This window comes from Streptomyces sp. NPDC002130 (assembly GCF_040296465.1).
Taxonomy (GTDB): Bacteria; Actinomycetota; Actinomycetes; order Streptomycetales; family Streptomycetaceae; genus Streptomyces.
Map to the genome: position 1 here is coordinate 1 of NZ_JBEOXI010000144.1, position 21299 is coordinate 21299.

Genomic DNA, 21299 nt, shown 5'->3' on the forward strand with positions numbered 1-21299 from the left:
CTCCTTGAGCCCGGCGGGCGAGTCGCAGGCGATCACCCGCCCCCGGTCGAGGACGGCCACCCGGTCCAGCACCGTCTCGCCCTGCCCGGCCATGACGTGCGGATGTTCGTACGGCGGGATGAGGGCGAGGCCGCGCTCGGCGGCGAGGGCCTCGGCGAGGGCGACGCGGTCTCCGGTGTAGCGGTCGTACGTGACGATCTCGGCGCCGTAGCCGGCGGTGGCCGCCCGCTTCGAGGGCGGGGCGTCCTCCGGCATGACGATGACGGCGGTGGTGCCCAGCTCCCGGGCGGCCAGGGCGACGGCCTGGGCGTGGTTGCCCGAGGAGTAGGCGGCGATGCCCCGGGACAGCTGCTCGGGAGTGAGGCGGGAGGCGGCGTTGTAGGCGCCGCGGAACTTGAAGGCGCCCACGCGCTGGAAGTTCTCGCACTTGAGGAAGACCTCGGCTCCGGCGAGCGCGTCCAGGGTGCGGGAGCGCAGCACGGGCGTGCGGTGGGCGACACCCTTGAGCCGGGCGGCGGCGTCCCGGACGTCGTCGAGGGTGACCGGTGGGGTGGTGGTCGTCACGCGGATCCTCCGGTGGAAGTGTCGTGGGCGGCCCGGGCCCGGGACAGGTAGTTGTAGGCGGAGGCGCGGGAGATGCCGAGCCGGGCGGCGACCTGCTCGACGGCGCCGCGGACGGCGAAGACCCCGCGGGTGTCCAGGCCGCCGAACAGCTCCAGGCGTTCCGCCCGGTCGAGCTCCGCCCAGCTCCCCCGCTGCTGTGACTGGTGGGCGTCGACGAGGGCGTCGACCACGGCGTCGATGTCGTTGCCGAAGGTGGTCGTCGGGAGCTCCGCCGGAGCGGCGGCACCGACTCCGGCGAGCGCGCCGAGCAGGTCGTGGACCTGCTTGACCGCACTGACGTCCACATTGACGCAGAGGGCGCCGAACACGGCACCGGTGGAGTCCCGGAGCACCATCGTGGAGGACTTCACCAGCGTGCCGTTGCGGGTGCGGGTGACGTAGTTCAGTTCGTCGGACGTCTCATCGCCGCCGGCGAGGACGCGCATGCCGATCTCGCTCATCGCGCCGCCGACCGTGCGCCCGGTCACCGCTCCGGCCACCGCGACCACCGATCGCTCCGGGTTCCGGTAGTCGTGCAGCACGACGTCGCAGACCGGCCCGAAGGTCGCGGCGATCCCGTCCACGACCGGCTTCAGCGCGGCGAGGATCGCGTCCCGCTCGGCATTCAGAGCGTTGCCCATCTTCCGCCTCCTCTCACCGTCAACACTTTAGACCAGAAGTCCAGCACTTGGATGGTCAGTCCAGAGAATCGCCAACAGTTGGCAATGGCTTTCACATGTCTTCGGCCGGAACCCGCTTCTGACATTCATTCCCATCTAGCGTGATGCCTGCCGATCACCCTTGTGCACGCCCTTCCTGGAGGAGCCATGCCCCTGTCCACGTCCCGCCGCATCGCGCTGCTGACCAGCGCGTCACTGGCCCTGCTCACGGGCTGCGGCAGCTCGTCGGACCCCGGGGCGGACTCCGACGGCGGCAAGAGCACACCGGCTCGCGTGGCCGTGGTCGCCTCCACGAACGTCTGGGGCGACATCGCCCGGCGCATAGGCGGCGACCGGGTCGACGTCACGTCGGTCATCAGCGACCCCGACCAGGACCCGCACTCCTACGAGGCCGACCCCCAGAATCAGCTGGCCCTTTCCAAGGCGAAGGTCGTCGTCGAGAACGGCGGCGGCTACGACGACTTCGTCGACCGCATGCTCAAGAGCGGCCACAACGACTCCGCCGACGTGATCAACGCGGTCCGCGTGTCCGGCAGGACCGCTCCCAAGGGCGGCGAACTCAACGAGCACGTCTGGTACGACTTCCCCACCGTCGCCGAGGTCGCCGACCGGATCTCCACCGCCCTCGCGAAGGCCGACCCGAGCGGCGCCACCGCCTTCACGAAGAACGCCGCCGCCTTCAAGGCGAAGCTCGCGCCGCTGGAGGCCAAGGAGGCGCAGATCAAGAAGGCGCACGGCGGTGAAGGCATCGCCATCACCGAGCCGGTGCCGCTGTACATGACAGAGGCGAGCGGCCTGTTGAACAAAACGCCCGCGCAGTTCAGCGAGGCGATCGAGGAGGGCGACGACGTCTCCCCGCGCGTCCTCCAGGAGAGCCTCGCGCTGTTCAGTGGCAAGAAGGTGAAGGCCCTCGTCTACAACGAGCAGACCTCCGGCCCCCAGACCGAGAAGGCCGAGGCGGCGGCCAAGGCGGCCGGCATCCCCGTCGTGCCCGTGACCGAGACCCTGCCCGAGGGAAAGAACTATCTCGGCTGGATGACCTCCAACCTCGACGCGCTCGCGAGCGCGCTGGCCAAGTGACCCCGATACCCGGGCAGGACGGCACGCCGGTCATCGCCCTGCGCGCGGCCGCCCTGTCCTACGGCGACCGCGAGGTGTGGAGCGGTCTCGATCTCGACGTGCGGCCCGGGGAGTTCCTGGCCGTGCTGGGGCCGAACGGCGCGGGCAAGACCAGTTTCGTCCGGGCGCTGCTGGGCCGTCAGCCGCTGTCCGCCGGCACGCTGACCGTCCTCGGCCGGCCGGCACGCGAGGCCGCCCGGCACATCGGCTACGTCCCGCAGCAGGCGGCGCTGTCGGCGCAGGCCATGCTGCGCGCCCGGGACCTCGTCCGGTTCGGCATCGACGGCCACCGCTTCGGCCCGCGGCTGCGCACCGGCGGCATTCGCCGCAGGGTGGACGAGATCCTCGAGTCGGTCGGCGCCGCGGCCTACGCCGACGTCCCGCTCGGGATGCTCTCCGGCGGCGAACGGCAGCGCGTGCGCATCGGGCAGGCCCTGGCGACCGACCCCCGCCTCCTGCTGTGCGACGAGCCGCTGCTGTCGCTCGACCTGCACCACCAGCGGGCCGTCACCGAGCTGATCGACGCCCGGCGCCGCTCCCACGGCACGGCCGTGGTGTTCGTGACGCACGAGATCAACCCGGTGCTGGGCCTGGCCGACCGGGTGCTGTACCTGGCCCCCGGCGGCCACCGGGCCGGGACCCCGGACGAGGTTCTGACCTCGAAGTCGCTGTCCCGCCTCTACGGCACACAGGTCGACGTGCTCCGCGTCCGGGGCCGGGTGGTGGTCGCGGGAGCTCCCGACGAGACGGCCGGCCCGCCGCACCACCCCGAGCAGGCCCACGAGACGGACGGAGTGCGCGCATGACACTCGCCGACGGGATCTGGCACCAGATCTTCGACTTCACCGACTACGGCGAACTCCTCGCCCTGGTCCGCAACTCCCTCGTCGCCGGTGTGGCACTGGGCCTGGTGGGTGGACTCGCCGGGGTGTTCGTCCTGATGCGGGACCTGCCGTTCGCGGTGCACGGCATCAGTGAGCTGTCGTTCGCGGGCGCTTCGGCGGCCCTGCTGCTGGACGCGAACATCGTGGTCGGCTCGATCGCCGGTTCGCTCCTGGCCGCCGGTGCCATCGGCGTCCTCGGGTCCCGGGCCCGGGACCGCAACTCGGTGATCGGCATCATCATGCCGTTCGGCCTGGGACTCGGCGTGCTCTTCCTCGCCCTGTACAAGGGCCGGGCGGCCAACAAGTTCGGGCTGCTCACCGGGCAGATCGTCGCCGTGGACACCCCGCAGATGTCGTGGCTGCTGGGCACGTCCGTCCTGGTGCTGGTGGCCCTGGCGGTGATGTGGCGTCCGCTGGCCTTCGCCAGCACGGATCCGGACGTGGCGGAGGCCCGCGGGGTGCCGGTGCGTGCGCTGTCCTTCGCGTTCATGCTGGCGCTCGGGCTCGCGGTCGCCCTGTCGGTGCAGATCGTCGGCGCGCTGCTGGTGCTCTCCCTGGTCGTCACCCCGGCCGCGGCGGCCGCCCGCGTCACCGCGTCGCCGGTGCTGCTGCCCGCGCTGAGCGTGGTGTTCGCCGTGGTCTCCATCGAGGGCGGCATCCTGCTCGCCCTGGGCAGCAGCATCCCCATCAGCCCCTACGTCACGACGATCTCGTTCACCGTCTACGCGGTGTGCCGGGTGGCCGGCCGGTACCGCAACCGGCGTTGGGGGGCGCGGCGCACGGTGGTGCGGGCGGCCCGAGCGGGTCTCACCGCTCGGACCTGAGGGGGTCTCACCGCTCACACTCGCGCGGGTCTCACCGCTCGAAGACCACCTGCCCGTCGAACACCGTGAGATCCACCTGCGCCCGAGTGATCTCGTGCGGGTCGAGATCGAGCAGCGGCCGGTCCAGCACGCACAGGTCTGCGGCCCGGCCCGCTTCGAGGGTGCCCTTCCAGTCGTCGGCGAAGTCCTGCCAGGCGGCGGTGGAGGTGTAGGCGCGCAGGGCGTCGGCAAGCGGGACGCACTGCTCGGGGCCGCTGGTACGGCCGCTGGCCTTGGACTCGCGCAGCATCATCGCGGCCACGCCCTGGCGCCAGTCGGGCTCGGTGATGGGGGCGTCGGAGCTGGCGCACACCCGTACGCCGGCGTCCAGCGCGGAACGCACCGGCCACTGGTAGGCGGAGCGCTCGGGGCCGACGAGCTCGTCCATCAGGTCGGAGATGGTCCATTTGATGGCGGGGTTCATGTTGACGCCGTAGCCGTGCGCAGCGAGCTTGGCCAGGCTGCTCGCGCTGATGAAGTCGCCGTGGATGACGTAGTGGCGCGCGTCGGGCCGGGGTGCGGCCGTGTTCGCGGCGAGGAAGGCGTCCACCACGAGGTCGATGGCCCGGTCGCCGGTGACGTGCACGCCGAGCTGGAAACCGGCCTCGTGGCCGAGCCTGATCATCTCGCGCAGTTCGTGTACCTGGAGCGCGGGCGTGTCGCCGTGCACACACAGTGCGCCATGACCGCCGTCCGGGTACGGCTCGCTCATCCACGCCGTGCGGTTGGGCGGCACACCGTCGGCGAAGATCTTGACCCCGATGGCCCGCAGCAGCCGGGGGTCGGCCGACTCCGGGCGGCGCAGTTCGGCCAGTCCCTCGCGGACGTCGGCGGCGGAGCCGCCCATGGGGGCCGGCAGGAGCAGGACGCTGACGCGGGCCTGGAGTTCTCCGCTCGCGGCGAGTTCGGCATAGGCGTTCCAGTTGTCGGTGCTCAGACCGCCGAAGAGAGAGCCGGCGCCGCCCGGGCCGAGGCCGGGCTCGGTGTAACTGGTGATGCCCCGGGAGTGCAGCTCGCGGATCACGCCCTGGATGGCCCGGCGTCGCTGGGCCTGGGTCGGGGCGGGCAGTTCGGCCTGGACGAGGCGTCCGGCGGCCTCGCGCAGGATGCCGGTCGGCCGGCCGTCGGGGTCGTGGTCGATCACACCGCCGGGCGGGGCCGGGGTGCCGGCGTCGACGCCGCAGCGGCGCAGTGCCTCGGAGTTGACCCACACCATGTGCGAGGAGAAGTCGGTCAGGCAGACCGGGTGGTCGGGCGCCACCGCGTCGAGGTCCCGCCGGTGCGGGAAGCGGCCCGGGTCGGCGAGGCACTCGGCGAGGTAGCCGGGGTCCCAGCCCAGGCCGATGATCCACTCGCCTGCCGGTGTCTCCCGTGCCGCCCGGCCGACCGACGCGGCGATGTCGGCGAGGGAAGCGACCCCCGGGTGGCCGACGTCGAGGGCGAACGGCGGTTTCGTCATGCCGTAGGCGGCGCCGTGCAGATGGGAGTCGTTGATGCCGGGCAGCACGGTCCGGCCGCCCAGCTCGACGATCCGGGTGCCGGGTCCGGCCAGGGCACGCATCTCCGCGTCGCTGCCGACGGCCAGGATGTCCCGGCCGCGCACGGCCACGCCCTCGGCGACGGTGAACTCCGCGTCGACGGTGAGGACCTGGCCGCCGGTCAGGACGAGGGTGGGAGCGGTGTCGCTCACGGATGCGGTGTCGCTCACGGATGACCTCATTTCGGAGGGAGGGTGGATCAGCGGCCGGTGCGGGGTGCGAAGTACGCCAGGGCCGCGCCGGCCACGAGCGCGGTGCCCTGGGCCATCTGCTGCCAGAACGTCGGCACGTTCAGCAGGGTCAGGCCGTTCTGCAGGCCGCCGAGGAAGAGCACACCGAGCAGGACGCCGAGGACGGAGCCGGAGCCGCCGGTGAGGGCGACGCCGCCGAGCAGCACCGCGGTGAGCACGGTCAGCTCGAACCCGGCGCCGGAGGTGCCGGCCACCGCGCTGTCCAGCACCGACGCCTTGATGGCCCCGGCCAGGGCGGCGGCCATGCCGGTGGCGACGAACAGCGCGAACGGGGTGCGCCGGATGTGGATGCCGGAGAGGTGGGCGGCCTCCCGGTTGACGCCGATGGCGAAGACGTGCCGTCCGGCCGGGGTGAGCGCGAGGAACAGGGCGCCGGCGGCCAGCACGAGCGCCGCGATGACGACCGGGGCGGCGACCCCGGCGAGGCGGGCTCCGCCGATCCAGGCGAACCCGGAGCCGAAGCCGCTCAGCGGCAGCGGGAACAGCTGCTGTGCCAGGCCGCGTACGGCGGTCAGCATGCCGAGGGTGACGATGAACGCGGACAGGCCGAAGTAACAGCACAGGACGCCGTTCACCGCCCCTACCAGTGCCCCTGCCGCGAGCGCCCCGAGCAGGGCGACGGCGGGCGACTGGTGGTGCTGCCCCGCCAGCCAGCCCGCGACCAGCCCGCCGAGGGCGAGCGTGGAGCCGACGGACAGGTCGAGGTAGCCGCTGATGACGAGCAGGGCCAGCGGGACGGCGACGATGGCGAGGGTCGCGGCGTCGGTGGCGATGCCGCTCAGGTTGGCCGGGTCGAGGAAGCTGCCCGTGGTCAGCTGGAAGACCAGCACCATCGCGACGAGCACGACGAGGAGCGGGTTGCGGCGTACGGTGGCGAGCCCGCCCGCGGTGATCGGGTGGGACCGCCTCGGGAGGGCCGGGTCGGCGGTGGTCATGCTGCTCCTTCTGCGGTCAGGGGGTCGTGAACGGTCGACAGCAGGGCCTGCTCGGTGAGTTCGGCGCCGGAGAGTTCGCCGACGATCCGTCCCTGCGCGACGATCAGGCAGCGGTCGGCGAGCGCCACGATCTCCTCGGGGTCGCTGGAGGCGAACAGCACTGCGGTGCCGCGTTCTTCGGCCAGGTCGGACACCACCCGGTAGATCTCCTGCCGGGCGCCCACGTCGACGCCCTGGGTCGGCTCGTCCAGCAGCAGCACGTCCACGTGCCGGGCCTCGTTGATCCACCGGCCGAGGACGAGCTTTTGCTGGTTGCCGCCGGAGAAGGCGCCCGCCGGCAGTCCCGGCCGGGCCGGTCGCAGTCCGACCGCGTCGGCCAGGGCGCCGAACACCCGCCGCTCGGAGCGCAGCGCCCGCACCCCGAAGCGGGACAGGGGCCGGACCGAGGGGAGCAGCGCGTTGTCCTGCGCGGTCATCGTCGGGAAGAGGCCCTGGGCCCGCCGGTCCGCCGGGACGAGCGCGATTCCGGCGGCGAGCGCGTCGGCCGGACGGGCCGGGCCGACGGTACGGTCGCCGACCCGCATCGTGCCGGCGGTGGCGCGGCGCCGGCCGTAGAGGGTTTCGAGGATGCGGGTGCGGCCGGAGCCGATGAGCCCGAACAGGCCGACGCGTTCGCCCGCGGCGACGGTGAGGCCGACGGGGCCGAAGCCGGGTCCTTGCAGGGCTTCGACGACGAGACGGGGTGGGGTGGGAGATCGACGACGCGTCTTCCGTGCGGCCTGTGCCGGGCTTCCCGCGATCGCCTCCACCAGCTCGCGCCGCGTCCGCCCCGCCACCGTCGCGTGGTGGGCCACCCGTCCGTCCCGGAGCACCGTCACCGCGTCGGCGAGCCGTTCCACCTCCCCCAGGAGGTGGGTGACGTAGATGATGGCGAGCCCCTGGGTGCGCAGGTCCTCGACGCGTTCCGCGAGGGCATCGGTCTCCGCGCCGGACAGGGCGGCCGTCGGTTCGTCGAGGACGAGGACGGCGGCGCTGCGGCTGAGGGCCTTGGCGATCTCCACCAACTGCCGCTGGCCCATGGGCAGATCACCCACCCGGTCGCGCGGGGAGCACTTCGCGGCCACGCGCTCCAGCAGCCCGGCGGCGACGTCCTCCTGGGCGCGCCGGTCGATGCGGCCGTGCCGGGTCCACTCCTGGCCGAGGAAGATGTTCTCCGCCACGGTCAGAGCGTCGACCACGCTGAGCGTCTGGAAGATGATCGCCACGCCGGACGCGATGGACTCGCGCGGGGTGAGGCGGGTGTACGACCTCCCGCCGACCTCGATGGTGCCGGCGTCGGGCGGGTAGGCGCCGCCCAGGCACTTGATGAGGGTGGACTTGCCGGCGCCGTTGTGGCCGAGCAGGGCGTGCACCTGCCCGGCCGGGACGGTGAGGTCGACGCCGTCGAGGGCCCTGACGCCGCCGAAGGACTTCGTCAGGCCGCTGATGCGGAGGTTCGGGGTCGTCATGGCGCCCGCCCTAGGCGTTCTGGGCGAGCAGGGCGTCGATCCGGGCGGTGTCGGCGCGCTGGACGAGCGTGATCGGCACCTCGGCGCTGGGGTTCGGCTTTCCGGCGGCGACCGCGCGCGGCACGTCGACGATGGCGGCGGCGATGTCCTTCGGCGCGAGGGCGGCGGAGGCCCGGTAGAACGTGCCCTGCTTGACGGCGAGGAGGGAGGGCGCGGAGCCGTCCTGGCCGCCGACGAAGGTCTTCGCGTCGTCCTTGGCCCGGCCTGCCTGCTGGAGGGCCTTGAAGCCGCCGTACGCGGCGGCGTCGGTGACGCCGAGGACGAGGTTGAGGTCGGGGTGCTTGGCGAGGATCGCCTTCGTCTTCGACAGGCCGGTGTCCGGGTCGATGGACTGCTCCCGCGCCACCACGTCGACGCCGGGTGCCGCTTTGGTGAAGGCGTCGATCATGCCCTTGGTGCGTTCGCGGCCCAGCTCGATGGTGCTGTCCGTGAGGAAGGCGATCTTGCCCTTGCCGCCGAGGTGCTCCTGGGCCCACTTCGCCGCCGCCGCGCCGAGCAGGGTGCCGCCCTCGCGGAAGCTGAACCGGATGTCGGCGCTCTGGTGTTGCAGGGAGCCGCCGTAGGTCACCCAGATCAGCCCCGCGTCCAAGGCCGCCTTGGCGATCGGCTCGGCGGCCTCGAACACCATGGGGAAGGACACGATGGCCGGGACCTTGCGGGCGACCCAGGTGTTGAGGTTGGTGGCCTGGGTGTCGGCACTGGCGTTGTCGCTCGTCGTCAGCAGTGAGACGCCGTGCCGCTTCGCCTGGGCGGTGGAGAGTTTCACCAGCGTGGAGTAGAGCGGGAGCTGGGTGAAGGGGTAGTCGAGGCCGATCCTCGCCAGGCGGGTGCCGGCGGAGGGTGAGGGCTTGGCCGAGGCGGCCGTGTTCTGCGGTGCCGAGCATCCGGCGGCGGCCAGCGCGGTGGCGGCGGACAGGGCGAGGAAGTGTCTGCGCGAGGCGGCGTACGGGGGTGGGGTCATGGCGGGGGCTCTCCGAGGGGCGGGCCCGACTGGGGCGTCCGGCTGTGCCGAACAGGAAAGACCCGCCGGGCCCGCCGCACCATCCGTACAAATACCGACTGCGAGTACGGCCGGACTTCGGTGCGCACCTTGCCGGACACGCACGGGAGCCCTATCGTTAGGCCCCAAACGACATGCTGTCCGAGCCGCCCGGAGGCTCGCCATGACCAGCCACCACCAGATCGCGGCAGCCGCCCGCATCGGCATGCTCACCCGCGAGCGCGACACGACCTCGGCCTCCGCGCAGGCGCTGCACGAACTCGCCCGTGCGCTGCCCCTGGACGCGGCGACCCTGCTCACGATCGACCCGCTGACCGGCTCCCACGTGCAGATCGCGAGCATCGGCTACACGGCCGAGGCCTCGCAGGCTCTGGCCGGGGAGTTCGTCGCGACGCCGTGGTACAGGAATGTCGTACGGCGGAAGCTGCCGCCGTCCATCTCGGAGGACGCGGAGGACTCCGAGGACGCCGGGCCCCGCTTCCGGCACGGCTGGTTCTACGCCGAGCGGGTCCGCCCGGCCGGTTTCCGGGACGGTGTCACGGGTGCGCTGCGGCAGCGGGGCCGGCTGGTGGGTCTGGTGCATCTGTCCACCGAGAGCGCGGGCGCCTACGACACCGACGCGCGGCGGCTGCTCGCCTCCGTGATCCCCGCCCTGGCCGCCTTCGCCGATCCGCTGACGCACGCCGGTGACCTGCACGGCCTGGCGGGAGAGGACGCGGCCAGCCTGGTCACCGGCGACGGCCGCGTCATCGACCTGCCCGGCCGCGACCGGCCCCGGGTCCTGCGGGAGGAAGACGGGTTCGGTGCGCTGCTGCACGCCTTCGCCTGCACCGGCGGGCAGCGGCTGCGGCTGCTGTGGCCGGCCGGCGGAGGCTGGCGGCGGGTCGTGCTGCACCGGCACCCGGCCGGACCCGGCCTCGCCTCGGACGCGGTGCTGGTGCACGAGACGCCCACGGAACTGCCGTACGGGTTGAGCCCCAGGGAGCTGGAGGTGCTCACCCGCGCGGCCACGGGGCAGACCAACCAGGCCATCGCGCAGGCGCTGTTCCTGTCCCCTCGGACCGTGCACAGCCATGTCGAGCACCTGCTGCGCAAGACCGGCTGCGCCTCGCGGGCCGAGGCCACCGCCCTCGCCGTGCGGGACGGGTTGCTGCGGCCGGACCCGGATCACCTCGCGCGGTTCGTCGAGCGGTGACCCGGGCCGGGGCGGTCAGGGAGTCAGCCTCTCGACGCGCCGCATGACCTCGCGGCAGAACTCCCCCACGCCGCCCGGGTCGTCGATGAACTGGTTCGGCTTGACGCAGAACGTCGTGAAGCCCTGCTCCAGCTGCTCCGGGATCACCGACAGCGCCGCGCCGAGGTCCGCCGGTGAGCGGTCGTCGGGGAAGACGGCCTGCGTACCGCCGATCATCTCCAGCTCCGCGGCGTCCCGCCCGGCCGCCGACATCGCCTCCTTGAGTCCTTGCAGGTCCTCGGGCGTGGGCCGGCCGAGCGGATGGAAGCCGTGGCCGTACTCCACGAGGCGGCGCAGGACCGGGCCGTGCAGGCGCTGGCCGCCGAACCAGAGCCGGGGGCCGTCGGGCCGGTGCGCCTTGGGCTCGAAGTAGACGTCCCGGAAGGGGTAGTGGGGTCCGTCGTGGGAGAACGGGGACGGGCCCCACGCCTTCGCCCAGATCTCCAGGTGCTCGTCGAGGAGCCGCCCGCGCCGGGTGAAGGGCACCCCGAGGGCGTCGTACTCGTCCTTGCTCCAGCTGACCGTCGGCTGCACGACGAGGCGGCCCTCGCTGATCAGGTCGAGGGTGCCGAGCTCGCGGGCGAGCAGCAGGGGGTGGCGCAGCGGGGCGAGCACGGCCGCGGCCGCCAGGCGCAGCCGGGAGGTGACGGAGGCGATGGCGGCGAGCAGCAGCAGGGAGTTCGGCCAGGGGGTGTGGGGGTCCTGGTTGCCGGGGAGGGCGTAGTCGCGGGGGTTGCCCATGACGCCGGCGGCCGCCGCGTCGGGGCCGAGGACGATGTGCTCGCTGACCATGACCGCGTCGAAGCCGGCGTCCTCGGCCTCGCGGGCCCAGCGGACGGCGGCGGGCAGATCGGCCCGGCCGCCGGTGAGGGTCCAGTTCTCGCTGAGGACGAGGAGCATGCGGGGAGGCCTGGGCATGACGGGTTTCCCTTTCGACTTCGTACAATTTGAGTCCGAACGACCGGACGGCCCGGACGAGCCGCCCGTGCGTGAGACGTCGCGACCAGACGAAGGAGCCGCCCGTGCCGGGGCACCGATCCATCACCGAAGCCGAGAAGCTCGCCGCGGCGAAGCTCGGCGGCATTCCGATCCGCCGGGAGCAGATGGCGGCGGTGGCGAACATCTACCGGGCCGCGTCCGCCGTGCGGCAGCACCTGGAGAACTCGGTGCTGCGCGGTTCCGACCTGACCTGGACGGCCTTCGTGGTGCTGTGGGTGGTCTGGGTGTGGGGCGAGTCGGAGACCCGGCACGTGGCCGAGGAGGCGGGGATCTCCAAGGGCACACTGACGGGTGTGGTGCGCACGCTGGAGTCGCGGGGCCTGCTGCGGCGGGACGGTCATCCCAGCGACGGGCGTCTGGTGCTGCTGCGCCTCACCGCCGAGGGCGAGGAGTTCATGGCGCGGGTGTTCCCGGCGTTCAACGAGGAGGAGGCCTTCGTCACCGCCGGGCTCAGTGACGCCGAGTGCCGCCGCCTCGCCGAGGGCCTGCGCAGTGTGGTGCTCCAGGTGGAGGAGCACGGCGAGGAGCGGCGGCAGTCCCTGCTGGGCGGCGCCGAGCCCGCTCCGCGGCGCAGCGGACGGCGGCCCCGGGCCTGAGAACCGCCGCGGCCTCACCGGGTCGCGGCCCGCACGAGCGCGTCGAACAGGCCCTGCTGGGCGGAGTCCTCGTGCGCGGTGTCCTCCGGGTGCCACTGGACGGCCGTGAACCAGCCGTCGGCGCCGGGGAGTTCGAGGGCCTCGATCGTGCCGTCGGCCGCCCGGGCCGTGACGCGCAGGCCCGTGCCCAGGCGGTCGACGCGCTGGTGGTGGTAGCAGGACGCGTCGGTCTTCTCGGCGCCCGCGGCCGCCGCGACGAACGATCCGGGTTCAAGGGTGACGGGGTGAACGAGGTGCCGGTGTTCGCGTTCCGGCCCTCCCATGTCCTGCTCCAGGGTGCCGCCGAGGGCGACGTTGACGACCTGGAGGCCGCGGCAGACGGCGAGCAGGGGCAGGCCCGAGTCCAGGGCGTGCCGGGCGACGCCGAGGTCGAAGGTGTCCTGGAGGGTGTCCACGTCGTAGACGCTGTCGTGGGTGTCGGTGGCGCCGTAGCGGGACGGGGCGAGGTCGCCGCCGCCGGGGAGCAGGGCGCCGTCGAAGCGGGCGAGCCGGGCGGCGGTGCCCGTCTCTGCCGGATGGATGCTCACCGGTTCGCCACCCGCCCGCCAGACGGCCTCGACCAGGGCGCGGGCGTTGACCTCGGCGGCGTACCGGAGTGCGGAGGTCGTGGCCGAGAAGCGGGCGGGGATCGCTATCAGGGGGCGGGTCACAACTGGATCCAGGTGGTCTTGAGCTCGGTGTACTTCTCCAGCGCGTGGGCGGACTTGTCGCGGCCGTTGCCCGACTGCTTCATCCCGCCGAAGGGCACGGTCAGGTCGCCCTCCTCGTAGCAGTTGACCCAGACCGTGCCGGCCTTCAGGGCGCGCGAGACCCGGTGGGCGGTGGACAGGTCGGAGGTCCACAGACCGGCGGCGAGGCCGTACTCGGTGGCGTTGGCCAGCCGGACCGCCTCGTCGAGGTCGTCGAAGGCGAGCACCGACAGGACGGGGCCGAAGATCTCCTCCCGCGCCAGGCGCGAACCGGGGTCCACGCGGTCGAAGACGGTGGGTTCGAGGTACGTCCCGCCCGTCCCGGCGAGGACCCGCTCGCCGCCGGTGCGCAGGCGGGCGCCCTCGTCGACACCGTGACGGATGTGGTCGGTCACGCGGTCCAGGTGCGCCCGGCCGACGAGGGCGCCCATCTCCGTCTCCGGGTCGAGCGGGTCGCCCACCCTCAGTTCACGGGCCCGCCGGACCACGGCCTCGGTGACCCGCTCGGCGATCGAGGAGTGCACGAGGAGCCGGGAGGGGGCGGTGCACATCTCGCCCTGGTTGAAGAAGATGCCCCAGGCGGCGGTGGCGGCGGCCTTGTCCAGGTCGGGTGCGTCGGGCAGGACGATGTTGGGCGACTTGCCGCCGAGTTCCAGCCAGACGCGCTTGAGGTTGGAGTCGGCGGCGTAGCGCAGGAAGTGGCGGCCGACGGCGGTGGAGCCGGTGAACGCCAGGACGTCGACGTCCGGGTGGAGGCCAAGGGCGCGGCCCGCTGTCGGGCCGTCGCCGGTGACGACGTTGAGGACACCGGGCGGGAGGCCGGCCTCGGTGGCGAGACGCCCGAGGAGCAGGGCGGAGAGCGGGGAGTTCTCCGAGGGCTTGAGGACGACCGTGCAGCCGGCCGCCAGGGCCGGGGCCACCTTCCAGCCGGCCAGGGTCAGCGGGAAGTTCCAGGGAACCACCGCCCCGACCACCCCGGCGGGTTCCCTGGTGACCAGGGCGAAGGCGTCCGGGGCAGTGTGCGGCGACTCGTCGGTGAGCTTGTCCGCGAGCTGGCCGTACCAGCGGAAGGTGGTGATGACGGCGCGCAGTTCGATGCCGTACGCGTCCGAGATCGGTTTGCCCATCTCCAGGCTGACCGTGAGGGCGAGTTCCTCGCGCCGCTCCTCCAGCAGGTCGGCGAGGCGGAGCAGGGCCCGGCCGCGCTCGGCGGGCGCCAGGCGCGGCCACGGGCCGGTGTCGAAGGCCCGCCGGGCGGCGGCGACGGCCGCGTCCACCTCGGCGGCGCCGCCGTCCGCGACCTCGGCGAGGATCCGTCCGTCGCGCGGGGAGACGACCGGGAACGTCGCCCCTGCCCCGGGCTCCTCGGTGCCGTCGATGTGGTGGGCACCGGGGAGCTGGAACGCCTTGGCGCGGCGCAGCCACTCGTCGTGGGAGACGGCCGGCATGAGGGATTCTCCTTTGATCTCAAACGATATGGGCGGGGGTGTCCGTGAACGACCGTGCTCGTGGTCAGCCGTCGGCGGCCCTGCCCCGCACACGGGCGGCGACCAGACCGAGTCCCATGACGACCGGGACGGACAGCGTGAGCCACAGGGCGGTGGTGCGTTCGCCGCCGATGAGAGTGGTGAAGTTGGCCAGGATGAGCCAGATCGCCCCCGCGATGCCGAGCGCGCCCAGGGCGGGTGCGATCAGCGTGTTCCACGGGCGGGTGTCCAGACGGGCACGGCGGAAGAAGACGACGACCGACACCGAGGTCAGCAGGTACAGCAGCATCATCGCCAGGACGGCGACGCCGCTGAACCAGGAGAACAGCGTCAGCACCGGGTCCTTGCCGGCCAGCGCGAAGGGCACCACCAGCAAGGCGGCCAGGGCCGTCTGGACACACCCGGCGGTCCAGGGTGCGTGACGGCGGTTGAGCCGGCACATCCGCAGCGGAAGGAGCCGGTCGCGGCCGAGGGAGAACAGGTAGCGGTTGGCCGAGTTGTGGAAGGTGAGGATGCCGGCGAAGAGGGACGTGGCGAGCAGCACGGGCAGTACCTCGCCCGCCCAGCCGCCGAAGTCCGCCGCGATGGGCGCGAAGACGAACCCGGCGCCGTCGCCGCCCTCCAGGGCCTTGCCCGCGGCCGCGGTGGCCTTCGATGCGCCGTAGGAGGAGATGAGCATCCAGGAGACGAGGGCGAAGAAGCCCGTGACGACGGCGACCGCGAGGTACGTGGCCCGCGGCACGGTCTTCCTGGGCTCGCGCGCCTCCTCTCCGTAGATGGCGGTGGCCTCGAAGCCGAACATGGAGGCCACGGCGAACATCACGGCCACGCCCGGGGCGCCGTCCAGGGCGGCGGACGGGGAGAAGCTGTCGGCGAGGCCGAGCCCCTCGGGGCCGCCGCCCTTGAAGAGGGTGACCAGGGCGAACACGGACAGGATGCTGAACTCGGCGAGGACGAACACGGCGAGGACCTTGGCGCCCATCTCGACGCCGGCCGCCCCGAGCGCCTGGACGACGGCCATGGTGGCCAGCGTCCAGACCCACCACGGCAGGTCGAGACCGGTGTGGGTCGCGACGAGGCCGCTCACGATGGCGCCGTAGAGGCCGTACATCGCGGCCTGGATGGTGCAGTAGGCGAAGAGGGCGAGGCCCGCGCTGCCGGTGCCGGTGGTGCGGCCGAGGCCCTTGCCGATGTACGTGTAGAAGGCCCCCGCGTCCACCACGTGACGGCCCATGGCGACGAAGCCCACCGAGAACAGCAGGATCACCAGGCCCGCCACCAGGTAGGCGGCGGGTACCCCGGGCCCGTTGCCGAGGGCCACGGCGATGGGGGCCGCGCCGGCGATACCGGTCAGCGGGGCCTGGGCGGACAGGACGAAGAAGAGGATGCCCAGGACGCCGAGGGCGTTGGGCTTGAGCGTGCCTGCGGTGGGCGCGTCCGGTTCCGTCGCGTGCCGGGAGACCGTCTGACTGTCCACTCGGATCACCTGCCAGAGGGAGGAAGGATCGTTTCAGGCCAAACGAGTTGCCTCATCGTGAGGCGGAACTATCCGTTTGGCAAGGGGTGAGGGACGAGGAATTCCGGCGCCGCGGGACGGCGGGGGCCGGAGCGGGTCAGGCTTCGCCGCCGGGCCGCTCGGCGAGCAGCCGCAGCACCGAGCGCAGCTCGTCCAGGGCCTCGTCGATGACCTCGCGCTCACCGAAGACCAACTGGTGAAGGACGAGCCCCTCCAGCGTGGCGAACACCATCCGGGACAGGCCCTCGCCGACCGGGCCGGGCAGCATCTGGGTGAGCTCGCGCCGGGTCGCGTCGAAGTACTCGTCGTACAGCGACCGCAGGTGAGCCAGGAGCTCGGGGCGCCGCCGGGCTTCCAGGAGCAGTTCGTACTGGAACGCCTGGAGGTCCGGCCCGGCCTCCACCATGTCCGTCAGCCCCACCGAGAAGTCGGCGACCTCGCCCGTGCCCGGTTCGAGGGCGCTGCTGTTCAGCGAGGAGCGGATGGCGTGGGCCACGGCCTCCTCGATCAGGGCGTCGCGCGAGCCGAAGTGGTGCACGACCAGGCCGTGGGTGACGCCGGCCTCCTCGGCGACGGCCCGGTAGGTGAGCCTGCGCAGCCCGCCCCGGGCCACGACCCGCACGGCGGCCTCCAGCAGGGCCTCACGGCCCGTGCCGTAGTTCACGCGCTTGCGGGGGCGGCGCCCGGCGGGCTCGGTCATGCCCGTGACCCTACCGGGGCGGTCCTGCTCGACGGCGGGCAGCACATCGGCACCACCGCTCCCCGACTCCACGTCAGGGGCCCGGCCGTCGCATGCCGCGCCGGCGGCGGGCCGGCCGGGGAGCACGTCGGCACCACGGCTCCCGGAATCCGCGTCAGCGGCGCGGCGGCCGGATGCCACGGAACTCCCAGTCGCCGCCGAGGGCGGTCGAGAGGACCTCCTCCGATTCAGTGGGCTGGGCGCCCACATCCTTGCGGATGGCGGTCGGCCCGGTGACGATGTGGTTGGTGAGCCGCCCGAGGCCCTCGACCTCCACCTCCACGACGTCGCCCGGCTGGACGGGCCGCGAGTTGGCGGGCGTGCCGGACAGCAGGACGTCCCCGGGGTAGAGCGTGATGGTGCGGGCGATGTCGGCGACGAGGTAGTGCATGTCCCAGGTCATCTCGTCGGTCGAGCCGTCCTGCACCACCTCTCCGTTGACGTACGTCCGCAGCCGCTTGCCGTGGAAGTCCCAGTCGGTGACCAGGCCGGGGCCGAGCGGGCAGAGGGTGTCGGAGCCCTTCACCCGGAGCATCGACCCGGCGTCGGTGTCGCGGAAGTCGTGCAGCCCGTAGTCGTTGGCGACGGTGTACCCGGCGATGTACTCCCCCGCCTCGGCCGGCGAGATGTTCCGCGCGGGCTTCCCGATGACGATGGCGACCTCGCCCTCGTAGTTGAGCCACTTGCAGCCCTCGGGGCGGACGATGGCGCCCTGGTGTGCGTTGAGGGCGGAGGTCGGCTTGTGGAAGTAGGTGGGGGTGCCGGGAAGGCCGATACCGAACTCGTCCACCCGGCTGCGGTGGTTGAGGTGAACGGCGATGACCTTGGACGGCACGACGGGCGGCAGATGCCGCGCGTCGTCGGTCTTCACCCGTCGGCCGTCCCCGGCGACGAGTTCGTCACCGTCGACGGTGACCTGGACGGCGGCGCCGTCGAGGAGGATGCGGCGGTACTCAGGCATGGGCGGGCTCCTGCGCGGTGGGGTGGTCTGCGGTCCAGCCGCCGGCGGGGCGGTCGAACCAGAGGTGGGCCTGGCCGGTGCCGACGGAGTTCTCGTACGCGCCGTACTGACGGGCCCGGGCGACGCAGCGCCGCTCACCGAGGGCGCCGGCCATCATCAGGTAGTGGAAGAACTTCGCCTCGGGCTTGAACTTCCAGAACTCGTCCATCGTGTCGAGGACCTTGTCGTGACGGCCCTCCTTGAACCAGGCGATGCGCTCGTAGTCGGCCTCACGGGCTTCGGGCGTGCGGATGTGGACCGGGTCGCTCGCCTCGTGGTCGCGCAGTTCGCGCAGTGGCCAGAAGGTGTGCGAGAGGGCGCCGGAGGCGATGACCAGGACGCGTCGCCCGGGGGTCGCGGCGATCCCGTCGGCGAGGGCCCGCCCGAGCCGCAGGTGGTCCTCCATGTCGCCGGTCTGGCAGACCCCGATGGTGACCCACCGCTTGTCGGGCAGACCCTCCCCCAGGTACTTCCAGAGGTTGAGGGTGGCGTAGTAGATCGGCAGGTACGCGTCGTCGATCGGCGTGATCCAGGTGCCGTGCTTGTCGGCGAACGCGGCCACGTTGTGGGCGAGTTCGGGGTCGCCGGGGAAGTCGTACGGCATCCTGCACATGCCGCGCGGCAGTTCCTCGGAGGTGAACAGCCCGGCCCTGCGCGCCTGCGCGGTCACGACGAACTCGACGGTGGTCGCCCAGTGCGAGTCCAGGACGACGACGGTGTCGTAATCGTTGGCGGCATCCCGCTCGAAGACGTCCCTGCGCAGCTCCCGCAGCCCGGTGACGAGGGTGATCTCCTTGCCCTCGTTGAGCTCCAGCCGGTCTGCCTCGGGCAGCACGATGGTGGGCACGTGGGCGAGCAGCCCGGCCCCGACGATCTCACCCATGGTCCTGGTTCCATCCCTTCGGGGCGGTGACGGTGTTCTTCAGGTCGCAGTAGAAGTCGAAGCTCCAGGTCCCGCCCTCGCGTCCGACCCCGGACCGGCGCGAGCCGCCGAAGGGTGCCTGGAGGTCGCGGACGAAGAAGCAGTTGACCCAGACGGTGCCGGCGACGAGCCGGGGGGTGACCCGCTCCGCCCGCTCCCGGTCGCCGGTCGCGACGGTGGCGGCCAGCCCGAAGCGGGTGTCGTCGGCGAGCCGTACGGCCTCGTCCTCGTCGGCGAAGGTCTGGAGGGTCAGGACCGGCCCGAAGACCTCCTCCTGCACGATCTCCGCGTCCTGGGCGACATCGGTGAGCAGGGTCGGCGCGTAGTACTGCCCGTCCTTGCGATGACCGCCGATGACCGCCCGTGCCCCCGCCGCGAGGGCCCGCTGCACGAAGCCGTCGATCTTCTCCAGTTGGCGGGGGTGGATGTTGGGCCCGATGTCGGTGCCCTCGTCACGCGGGTCGCCCTGCCGCAGGGCCGTGGCCTTCTCGACGAACCGGCGGGTGAACTCCTCGGCGACCGTCTCCTCGACGAGCAGCCGGGTGGCCGCCAGGCAGACCTGCCCGGCGTTGTCGTACTGCTCCACGGCGAGGTCGACCGCCAGGTCGAGGTCGGCGTCGGCGAACACCAACAGGGGCGACTTGCCGCCGAGTTCGAGGCTCAGAGGCGTGAGGTTCGCGGCGGCGGACTCCGCGATCCGCTTGGCCGTGGGCACCGACCCGGTGAAGCTGATGCGGCGCACGTCGGGGTGGGAGGTGAGGGCGTCGCCGATCTCGGAGCCGTACCCCTGGACGACGTTGAGGACACCGGCGGGCAGCCCGGCCTCCGCGGCGATGTCGGCCAGCAGGGAGGCGGTCAGCGGCGACCACTCCGCGGGCTTGAGGACGACGGTGTCGCCGGCGGCGAGGGCGGGGGCGACCTTCCAGGTGGCCAGCATCAGGGGCGCGTTCCACGGGGTGATCAGCACACAGGGCCCGGCCGGGTCCCAGCTGACGTGGTTGGTGTGGCCGCGCGTCTCGAAGTCCTCGTGTTCGAGCCGCAGCAGCCAGTCGGCGAAGAACCGGAAGTTGTGGGCGACCCGGGGCATGACGCCCCGCCGGTGGGAACGGAGCAGAGCGCCGTTGTCCGTGGTCTCGACGATCGCCAGCTCCTCGATGCGCTTCTCGACACCGTCGGCGATGGCGTGCAGGATGCGGGCGCGCTCGGCGCGCGGGGTGGCTGCCCAGACGGGAAACGCGTCCCGGGCGGCGGCGACAGCGGCCTCGGCCTCGGCGGGCCCGCCCCGGGCGATCTCGCCGAGTGCGCTGCCGTCGATGGGAGAGCGATCGGTGAAGGTCCCGGCGGAGGCGACGCGACGCCCCCCGATCCAGTGCCGGGTGTCGACGGCTACACCGGCGACGGTGATGGTGTCAGACATGAGAAGAGTTCCATTCAACGAGGGGCTATTGCACGTCCTTCAGGGGCGCGGCGAACTGCGCGACAAGCCACAGCGAAACCCCGCACCCGTCCACCGGCACTACTCGGCAACCGCTCCGGACGTACCACTCTCCAGCAGCCGCCCCCCGTCCCAGACCACCCCGACCTGCCGGTAATACGCAGCGATCGGCTCCCGGATCTCCAGCCGCGCCAACTCCTCGGTAGGCGCCTCGAACAACTCCAACTCCGCGTCACCCACCCATGGTTGGCCACCCTCGAAGGACGCGGCCCCGGACTCGATCAACTCATCGAGTGCCAGCCCCTTCCCCTTCTCGACCGACGGCAGCCACCGGTGATGCGCCATGGGGTGCGCGTTGACGAACCCACCGCTCTCGGACGGCTCCCGCAGCGTCACCACGGCCTGCGCGAGACGCCGGTCCGCAGCCGCCAGGGTCGCTCCGAACCGCGCCCCCGCCTCGATCCGCGGAGCGGGCCCGTAGGGATGCGGCCGCGTCTGGTGAATGGAGCCGAGCTTCTTGGGATACCCCTGGTGCAGCCCCCGCGCGATGGCGAAGTCCTTGTCCACCCAGATGTGGACGCACCGCGAGTACGCCTGTCCCCGGAACCGGCACCGCACCACCGCGAACGCCTCCTTGTACTGCGCCCGCACGGGGTCCAGCAGCTCCTCCCCCGACGTCGAGCACGACTGCCAGTCGGCCCAGATCAGGGCGACGGCTCCCGGGTCCTCGTCCGCCAACTCCAGTGGGTCGGGTAGCAGTTCACGCACGCGTGCGGGGTCCGTCCGGTACTCGACGGTGAGCAGGTCACCGGAGTACCGCCAGGGCGGGGAGGGGATGAGCGACGACGCGCCCGTCGCCGTCTTGGGGTGGAAGTAACCACGAAGTCCGGTCACGAGAGGGCTCCTTGCGCAGTGAGGGCGGGCTGCTTCAGCAGATCGGCGCGGTATCGGGCGGCGGCCCGCGCCGCGGAGGGTCCACCCAGGGCGACGACACCGACCAGCAGCCCGTCGCGGTGGTAACCGACCAGTACGTCCCCCGAGAGGTCACCGTCCAGGACCCGGACGTCATCGAGCCCCAGGCCGGGCGCCCCGAAGGACTGCAGCCGGAAGTCGTGCTGGTCGCTCCAGAAGGTGGGCAGGGGTGCGAAGGGTTGCAGATGGGCGTTGCCACCCACCAGCGC

At 72.5% G+C, this 21299-nt stretch carries 21 protein-coding genes; 5 read left to right on the forward strand and 16 right to left on the reverse strand.

All coding sequences use genetic code 11. The features are described 5' to 3' along the window. Positions 1 to 564 (reverse strand): pyridoxal-phosphate dependent enzyme (locus ABT116_RS25345; protein WP_351637903.1); only part of this gene is annotated, 564 nt, incomplete at its 3' end. Then, the gene (locus ABT116_RS25350; protein WP_351637906.1) at positions 561 to 1244 is read right to left on the reverse strand and encodes a helix-turn-helix transcriptional regulator; all 684 of its coding nucleotides are present in this window, start codon (positions 1242 to 1244) and stop codon (positions 561 to 563) included. The genes ABT116_RS25350 and ABT116_RS25345, both read right to left, overlap by 4 nt. Positions 1245 to 1430: 186 nt before the next feature. Here ABT116_RS25350 and ABT116_RS25355 point away from each other — a divergent pair, with 186 nt between their 5' ends. Genes ABT116_RS25355 through ABT116_RS25365 form a run of 3 tightly spaced genes read left to right on the forward strand, consistent with a single transcriptional unit; the run spans position 1431 to position 4110 of the window. Then, a complete protein-coding gene (locus ABT116_RS25355; protein ID WP_351637908.1) occupies positions 1431 to 2363 on the forward strand; it encodes a metal ABC transporter solute-binding protein, Zn/Mn family in 933 nt (310 codons plus the stop codon). A gap of 5 nt (positions 2364 to 2368) precedes the next feature. Next, entirely contained in the window at positions 2369 to 3208 is an 840-nt protein-coding gene (locus tag ABT116_RS25360) for a metal ABC transporter ATP-binding protein (protein ID WP_502983939.1), read from the forward strand. Next, the gene (locus ABT116_RS25365) at positions 3205 to 4110 is read left to right on the forward strand and encodes a metal ABC transporter permease (protein ID WP_351637915.1); all 906 of its coding nucleotides are present in this window, start codon (positions 3205 to 3207) and stop codon (positions 4108 to 4110) included. The genes ABT116_RS25360 and ABT116_RS25365 overlap by 4 nt, the downstream gene beginning before the upstream one ends. Before the next feature lie 31 nt (positions 4111 to 4141). Here the strand turns inward: ABT116_RS25365 and ABT116_RS25370 are convergent, their stop codons facing one another. Genes ABT116_RS25370 through ABT116_RS25385 form a run of 4 tightly spaced genes read right to left on the reverse strand, consistent with a single transcriptional unit; the run spans position 4142 to position 9402 of the window. Then, positions 4142 to 5839, reverse strand: a complete 1698-nt coding sequence (locus tag ABT116_RS25370) for an amidohydrolase (protein WP_351637956.1) — start codon at positions 5837 to 5839, stop codon at positions 4142 to 4144. A 47-nt stretch (positions 5840 to 5886) separates the two neighbouring features. Then, positions 5887 to 6873 (reverse strand): ABC transporter permease, encoded by a 987-nt coding sequence (locus ABT116_RS25375; RefSeq protein WP_351637918.1) that lies wholly within the window; start codon positions 6871 to 6873, stop codon positions 5887 to 5889. After that, positions 6870 to 8381 carry a sugar ABC transporter ATP-binding protein gene (locus tag ABT116_RS25380; RefSeq protein WP_351637921.1) on the reverse strand — a complete coding sequence of 504 codons (1512 nt, stop codon included), beginning with the start codon at positions 8379 to 8381 and terminating at the stop codon, positions 6870 to 6872. Before ABT116_RS25380 ends, ABT116_RS25375 begins: the two co-directional genes overlap by 4 nt. A gap of 10 nt (positions 8382 to 8391) precedes the next feature. Continuing rightward, positions 8392 to 9402, reverse strand: a complete 1011-nt coding sequence (locus ABT116_RS25385) for a sugar ABC transporter substrate-binding protein (protein ID WP_351637923.1) — start codon at positions 9400 to 9402, stop codon at positions 8392 to 8394. Positions 9403 to 9604: 202 nt separating this feature from the next. Here ABT116_RS25385 and ABT116_RS25390 point away from each other — a divergent pair, with 202 nt between their 5' ends. After that, a complete protein-coding gene (locus tag ABT116_RS25390) occupies positions 9605 to 10636 on the forward strand; it encodes a helix-turn-helix transcriptional regulator (RefSeq protein WP_351637925.1) in 1032 nt (343 codons plus the stop codon). Positions 10637 to 10651: 15 nt separating this feature from the next. On the opposite strand, the gene ABT116_RS25395 is transcribed toward ABT116_RS25390, so the two are convergent. Beyond that, on the reverse strand, positions 10652 to 11593 hold the full coding sequence (locus ABT116_RS25395) for a TIGR03619 family F420-dependent LLM class oxidoreductase (RefSeq protein WP_351637927.1): 942 nt from the start codon (positions 11591 to 11593) through the stop codon (positions 10652 to 10654). A 104-nt stretch (positions 11594 to 11697) separates the two neighbouring features. Between ABT116_RS25395 and ABT116_RS25400 the strand changes: the two genes are divergently transcribed. Continuing rightward, positions 11698 to 12270, forward strand: coding sequence for a MarR family winged helix-turn-helix transcriptional regulator (locus ABT116_RS25400; RefSeq protein ID WP_351637930.1), 573 nt, complete (start codon positions 11698 to 11700; stop codon positions 12268 to 12270). Between the two features lie 14 nt (positions 12271 to 12284). On the opposite strand, the gene ABT116_RS25405 is transcribed toward ABT116_RS25400, so the two are convergent. The 9 genes from ABT116_RS25405 to ABT116_RS25445 form a co-directional block, all read right to left on the reverse strand. Further along, on the reverse strand, positions 12285 to 12980 hold the full coding sequence (locus tag ABT116_RS25405) for a gamma-glutamyl-gamma-aminobutyrate hydrolase family protein (protein WP_351637933.1): 696 nt from the start codon (positions 12978 to 12980) through the stop codon (positions 12285 to 12287). Then, positions 12977 to 14467, reverse strand: a complete 1491-nt coding sequence (locus tag ABT116_RS25410; RefSeq protein WP_351637935.1) for an aldehyde dehydrogenase — start codon at positions 14465 to 14467, stop codon at positions 12977 to 12979. Before ABT116_RS25410 ends, ABT116_RS25405 begins: the two co-directional genes overlap by 4 nt. A 64-nt stretch (positions 14468 to 14531) precedes the next feature. Then, positions 14532 to 15983 (reverse strand): APC family permease, encoded by a 1452-nt coding sequence (locus tag ABT116_RS25415; protein ID WP_351637937.1) that lies wholly within the window; start codon positions 15981 to 15983, stop codon positions 14532 to 14534. Between the two features lie 136 nt (positions 15984 to 16119). After that, positions 16120 to 16722 carry a TetR/AcrR family transcriptional regulator gene (locus tag ABT116_RS25420; protein WP_351637939.1) on the reverse strand — a complete coding sequence of 201 codons (603 nt, stop codon included), beginning with the start codon at positions 16720 to 16722 and terminating at the stop codon, positions 16120 to 16122. A gap of 154 nt (positions 16723 to 16876) precedes the next feature. Then, a complete protein-coding gene (locus ABT116_RS25425; protein ID WP_351637942.1) occupies positions 16877 to 17722 on the reverse strand; it encodes a fumarylacetoacetate hydrolase family protein in 846 nt (281 codons plus the stop codon). Continuing rightward, the gene (locus ABT116_RS25430) at positions 17715 to 18644 is read right to left on the reverse strand and encodes a 3,4-dihydroxyphenylacetate 2,3-dioxygenase (RefSeq protein ID WP_351637945.1); all 930 of its coding nucleotides are present in this window, start codon (positions 18642 to 18644) and stop codon (positions 17715 to 17717) included. The genes ABT116_RS25425 and ABT116_RS25430 overlap by 8 nt, the downstream gene beginning before the upstream one ends. After that, positions 18637 to 20100 (reverse strand): aldehyde dehydrogenase, encoded by a 1464-nt coding sequence (locus ABT116_RS25435; protein WP_351637948.1) that lies wholly within the window; start codon positions 20098 to 20100, stop codon positions 18637 to 18639. Before ABT116_RS25435 ends, ABT116_RS25430 begins: the two co-directional genes overlap by 8 nt. A gap of 99 nt (positions 20101 to 20199) precedes the next feature. Next, positions 20200 to 21012: an acetoacetate decarboxylase family protein gene (locus tag ABT116_RS25440; protein WP_351637951.1), complete on the reverse strand. Its 813-nt coding sequence runs from the start codon at positions 21010 to 21012 to the stop codon at positions 20200 to 20202. Then, a partial coding sequence (locus ABT116_RS25445; protein WP_351637953.1) for an oxidoreductase C-terminal domain-containing protein occupies positions 21009 to 21299 on the reverse strand: 291 nt, incomplete at its 5' end. The genes ABT116_RS25440 and ABT116_RS25445, both read right to left, overlap by 4 nt.

Excerpts from the sequence above, each read along its gene's own strand:
- ABT116_RS25350 (WP_351637906.1), bottom strand. The coding sequence starts at position 1,244 with ATGGGCAACGCTCTGAATGCCGAGCGGGACGCGATCCTCGCCGCGCTG.
- ABT116_RS25355 (WP_351637908.1), top strand. The coding sequence starts at position 1,431 with ATGCCCCTGTCCACGTCCCGCCGCATCGCGCTGCTGACCAGCGCGTCA.
- ABT116_RS25365 (WP_351637915.1), top strand. The coding sequence starts at position 3,205 with ATGACACTCGCCGACGGGATCTGGCACCAGATCTTCGACTTCACCGAC.
- ABT116_RS25375 (WP_351637918.1), bottom strand. The coding sequence starts at position 6,873 with ATGACCACCGCCGACCCGGCCCTCCCGAGGCGGTCCCACCCGATCACC.
- ABT116_RS25380 (WP_351637921.1), bottom strand. The coding sequence starts at position 8,381 with ATGACGACCCCGAACCTCCGCATCAGCGGCCTGACGAAGTCCTTCGGC.
- ABT116_RS25385 (WP_351637923.1), bottom strand. The coding sequence starts at position 9,402 with ATGACCCCACCCCCGTACGCCGCCTCGCGCAGACACTTCCTCGCCCTG.
- ABT116_RS25390 (WP_351637925.1), top strand. The coding sequence starts at position 9,605 with ATGACCAGCCACCACCAGATCGCGGCAGCCGCCCGCATCGGCATGCTC.
- ABT116_RS25395 (WP_351637927.1), bottom strand. The coding sequence starts at position 11,593 with ATGCCCAGGCCTCCCCGCATGCTCCTCGTCCTCAGCGAGAACTGGACC.
- ABT116_RS25410 (WP_351637935.1), bottom strand. The coding sequence starts at position 14,467 with ATGCCGGCCGTCTCCCACGACGAGTGGCTGCGCCGCGCCAAGGCGTTC.
- ABT116_RS25420 (WP_351637939.1), bottom strand. The coding sequence starts at position 16,722 with ATGACCGAGCCCGCCGGGCGCCGCCCCCGCAAGCGCGTGAACTACGGC.
- ABT116_RS25425 (WP_351637942.1), bottom strand. The coding sequence starts at position 17,722 with ATGCCTGAGTACCGCCGCATCCTCCTCGACGGCGCCGCCGTCCAGGTC.
- ABT116_RS25430 (WP_351637945.1), bottom strand. The coding sequence starts at position 18,644 with ATGGGTGAGATCGTCGGGGCCGGGCTGCTCGCCCACGTGCCCACCATC.
- ABT116_RS25435 (WP_351637948.1), bottom strand. The coding sequence starts at position 20,100 with ATGTCTGACACCATCACCGTCGCCGGTGTAGCCGTCGACACCCGGCAC.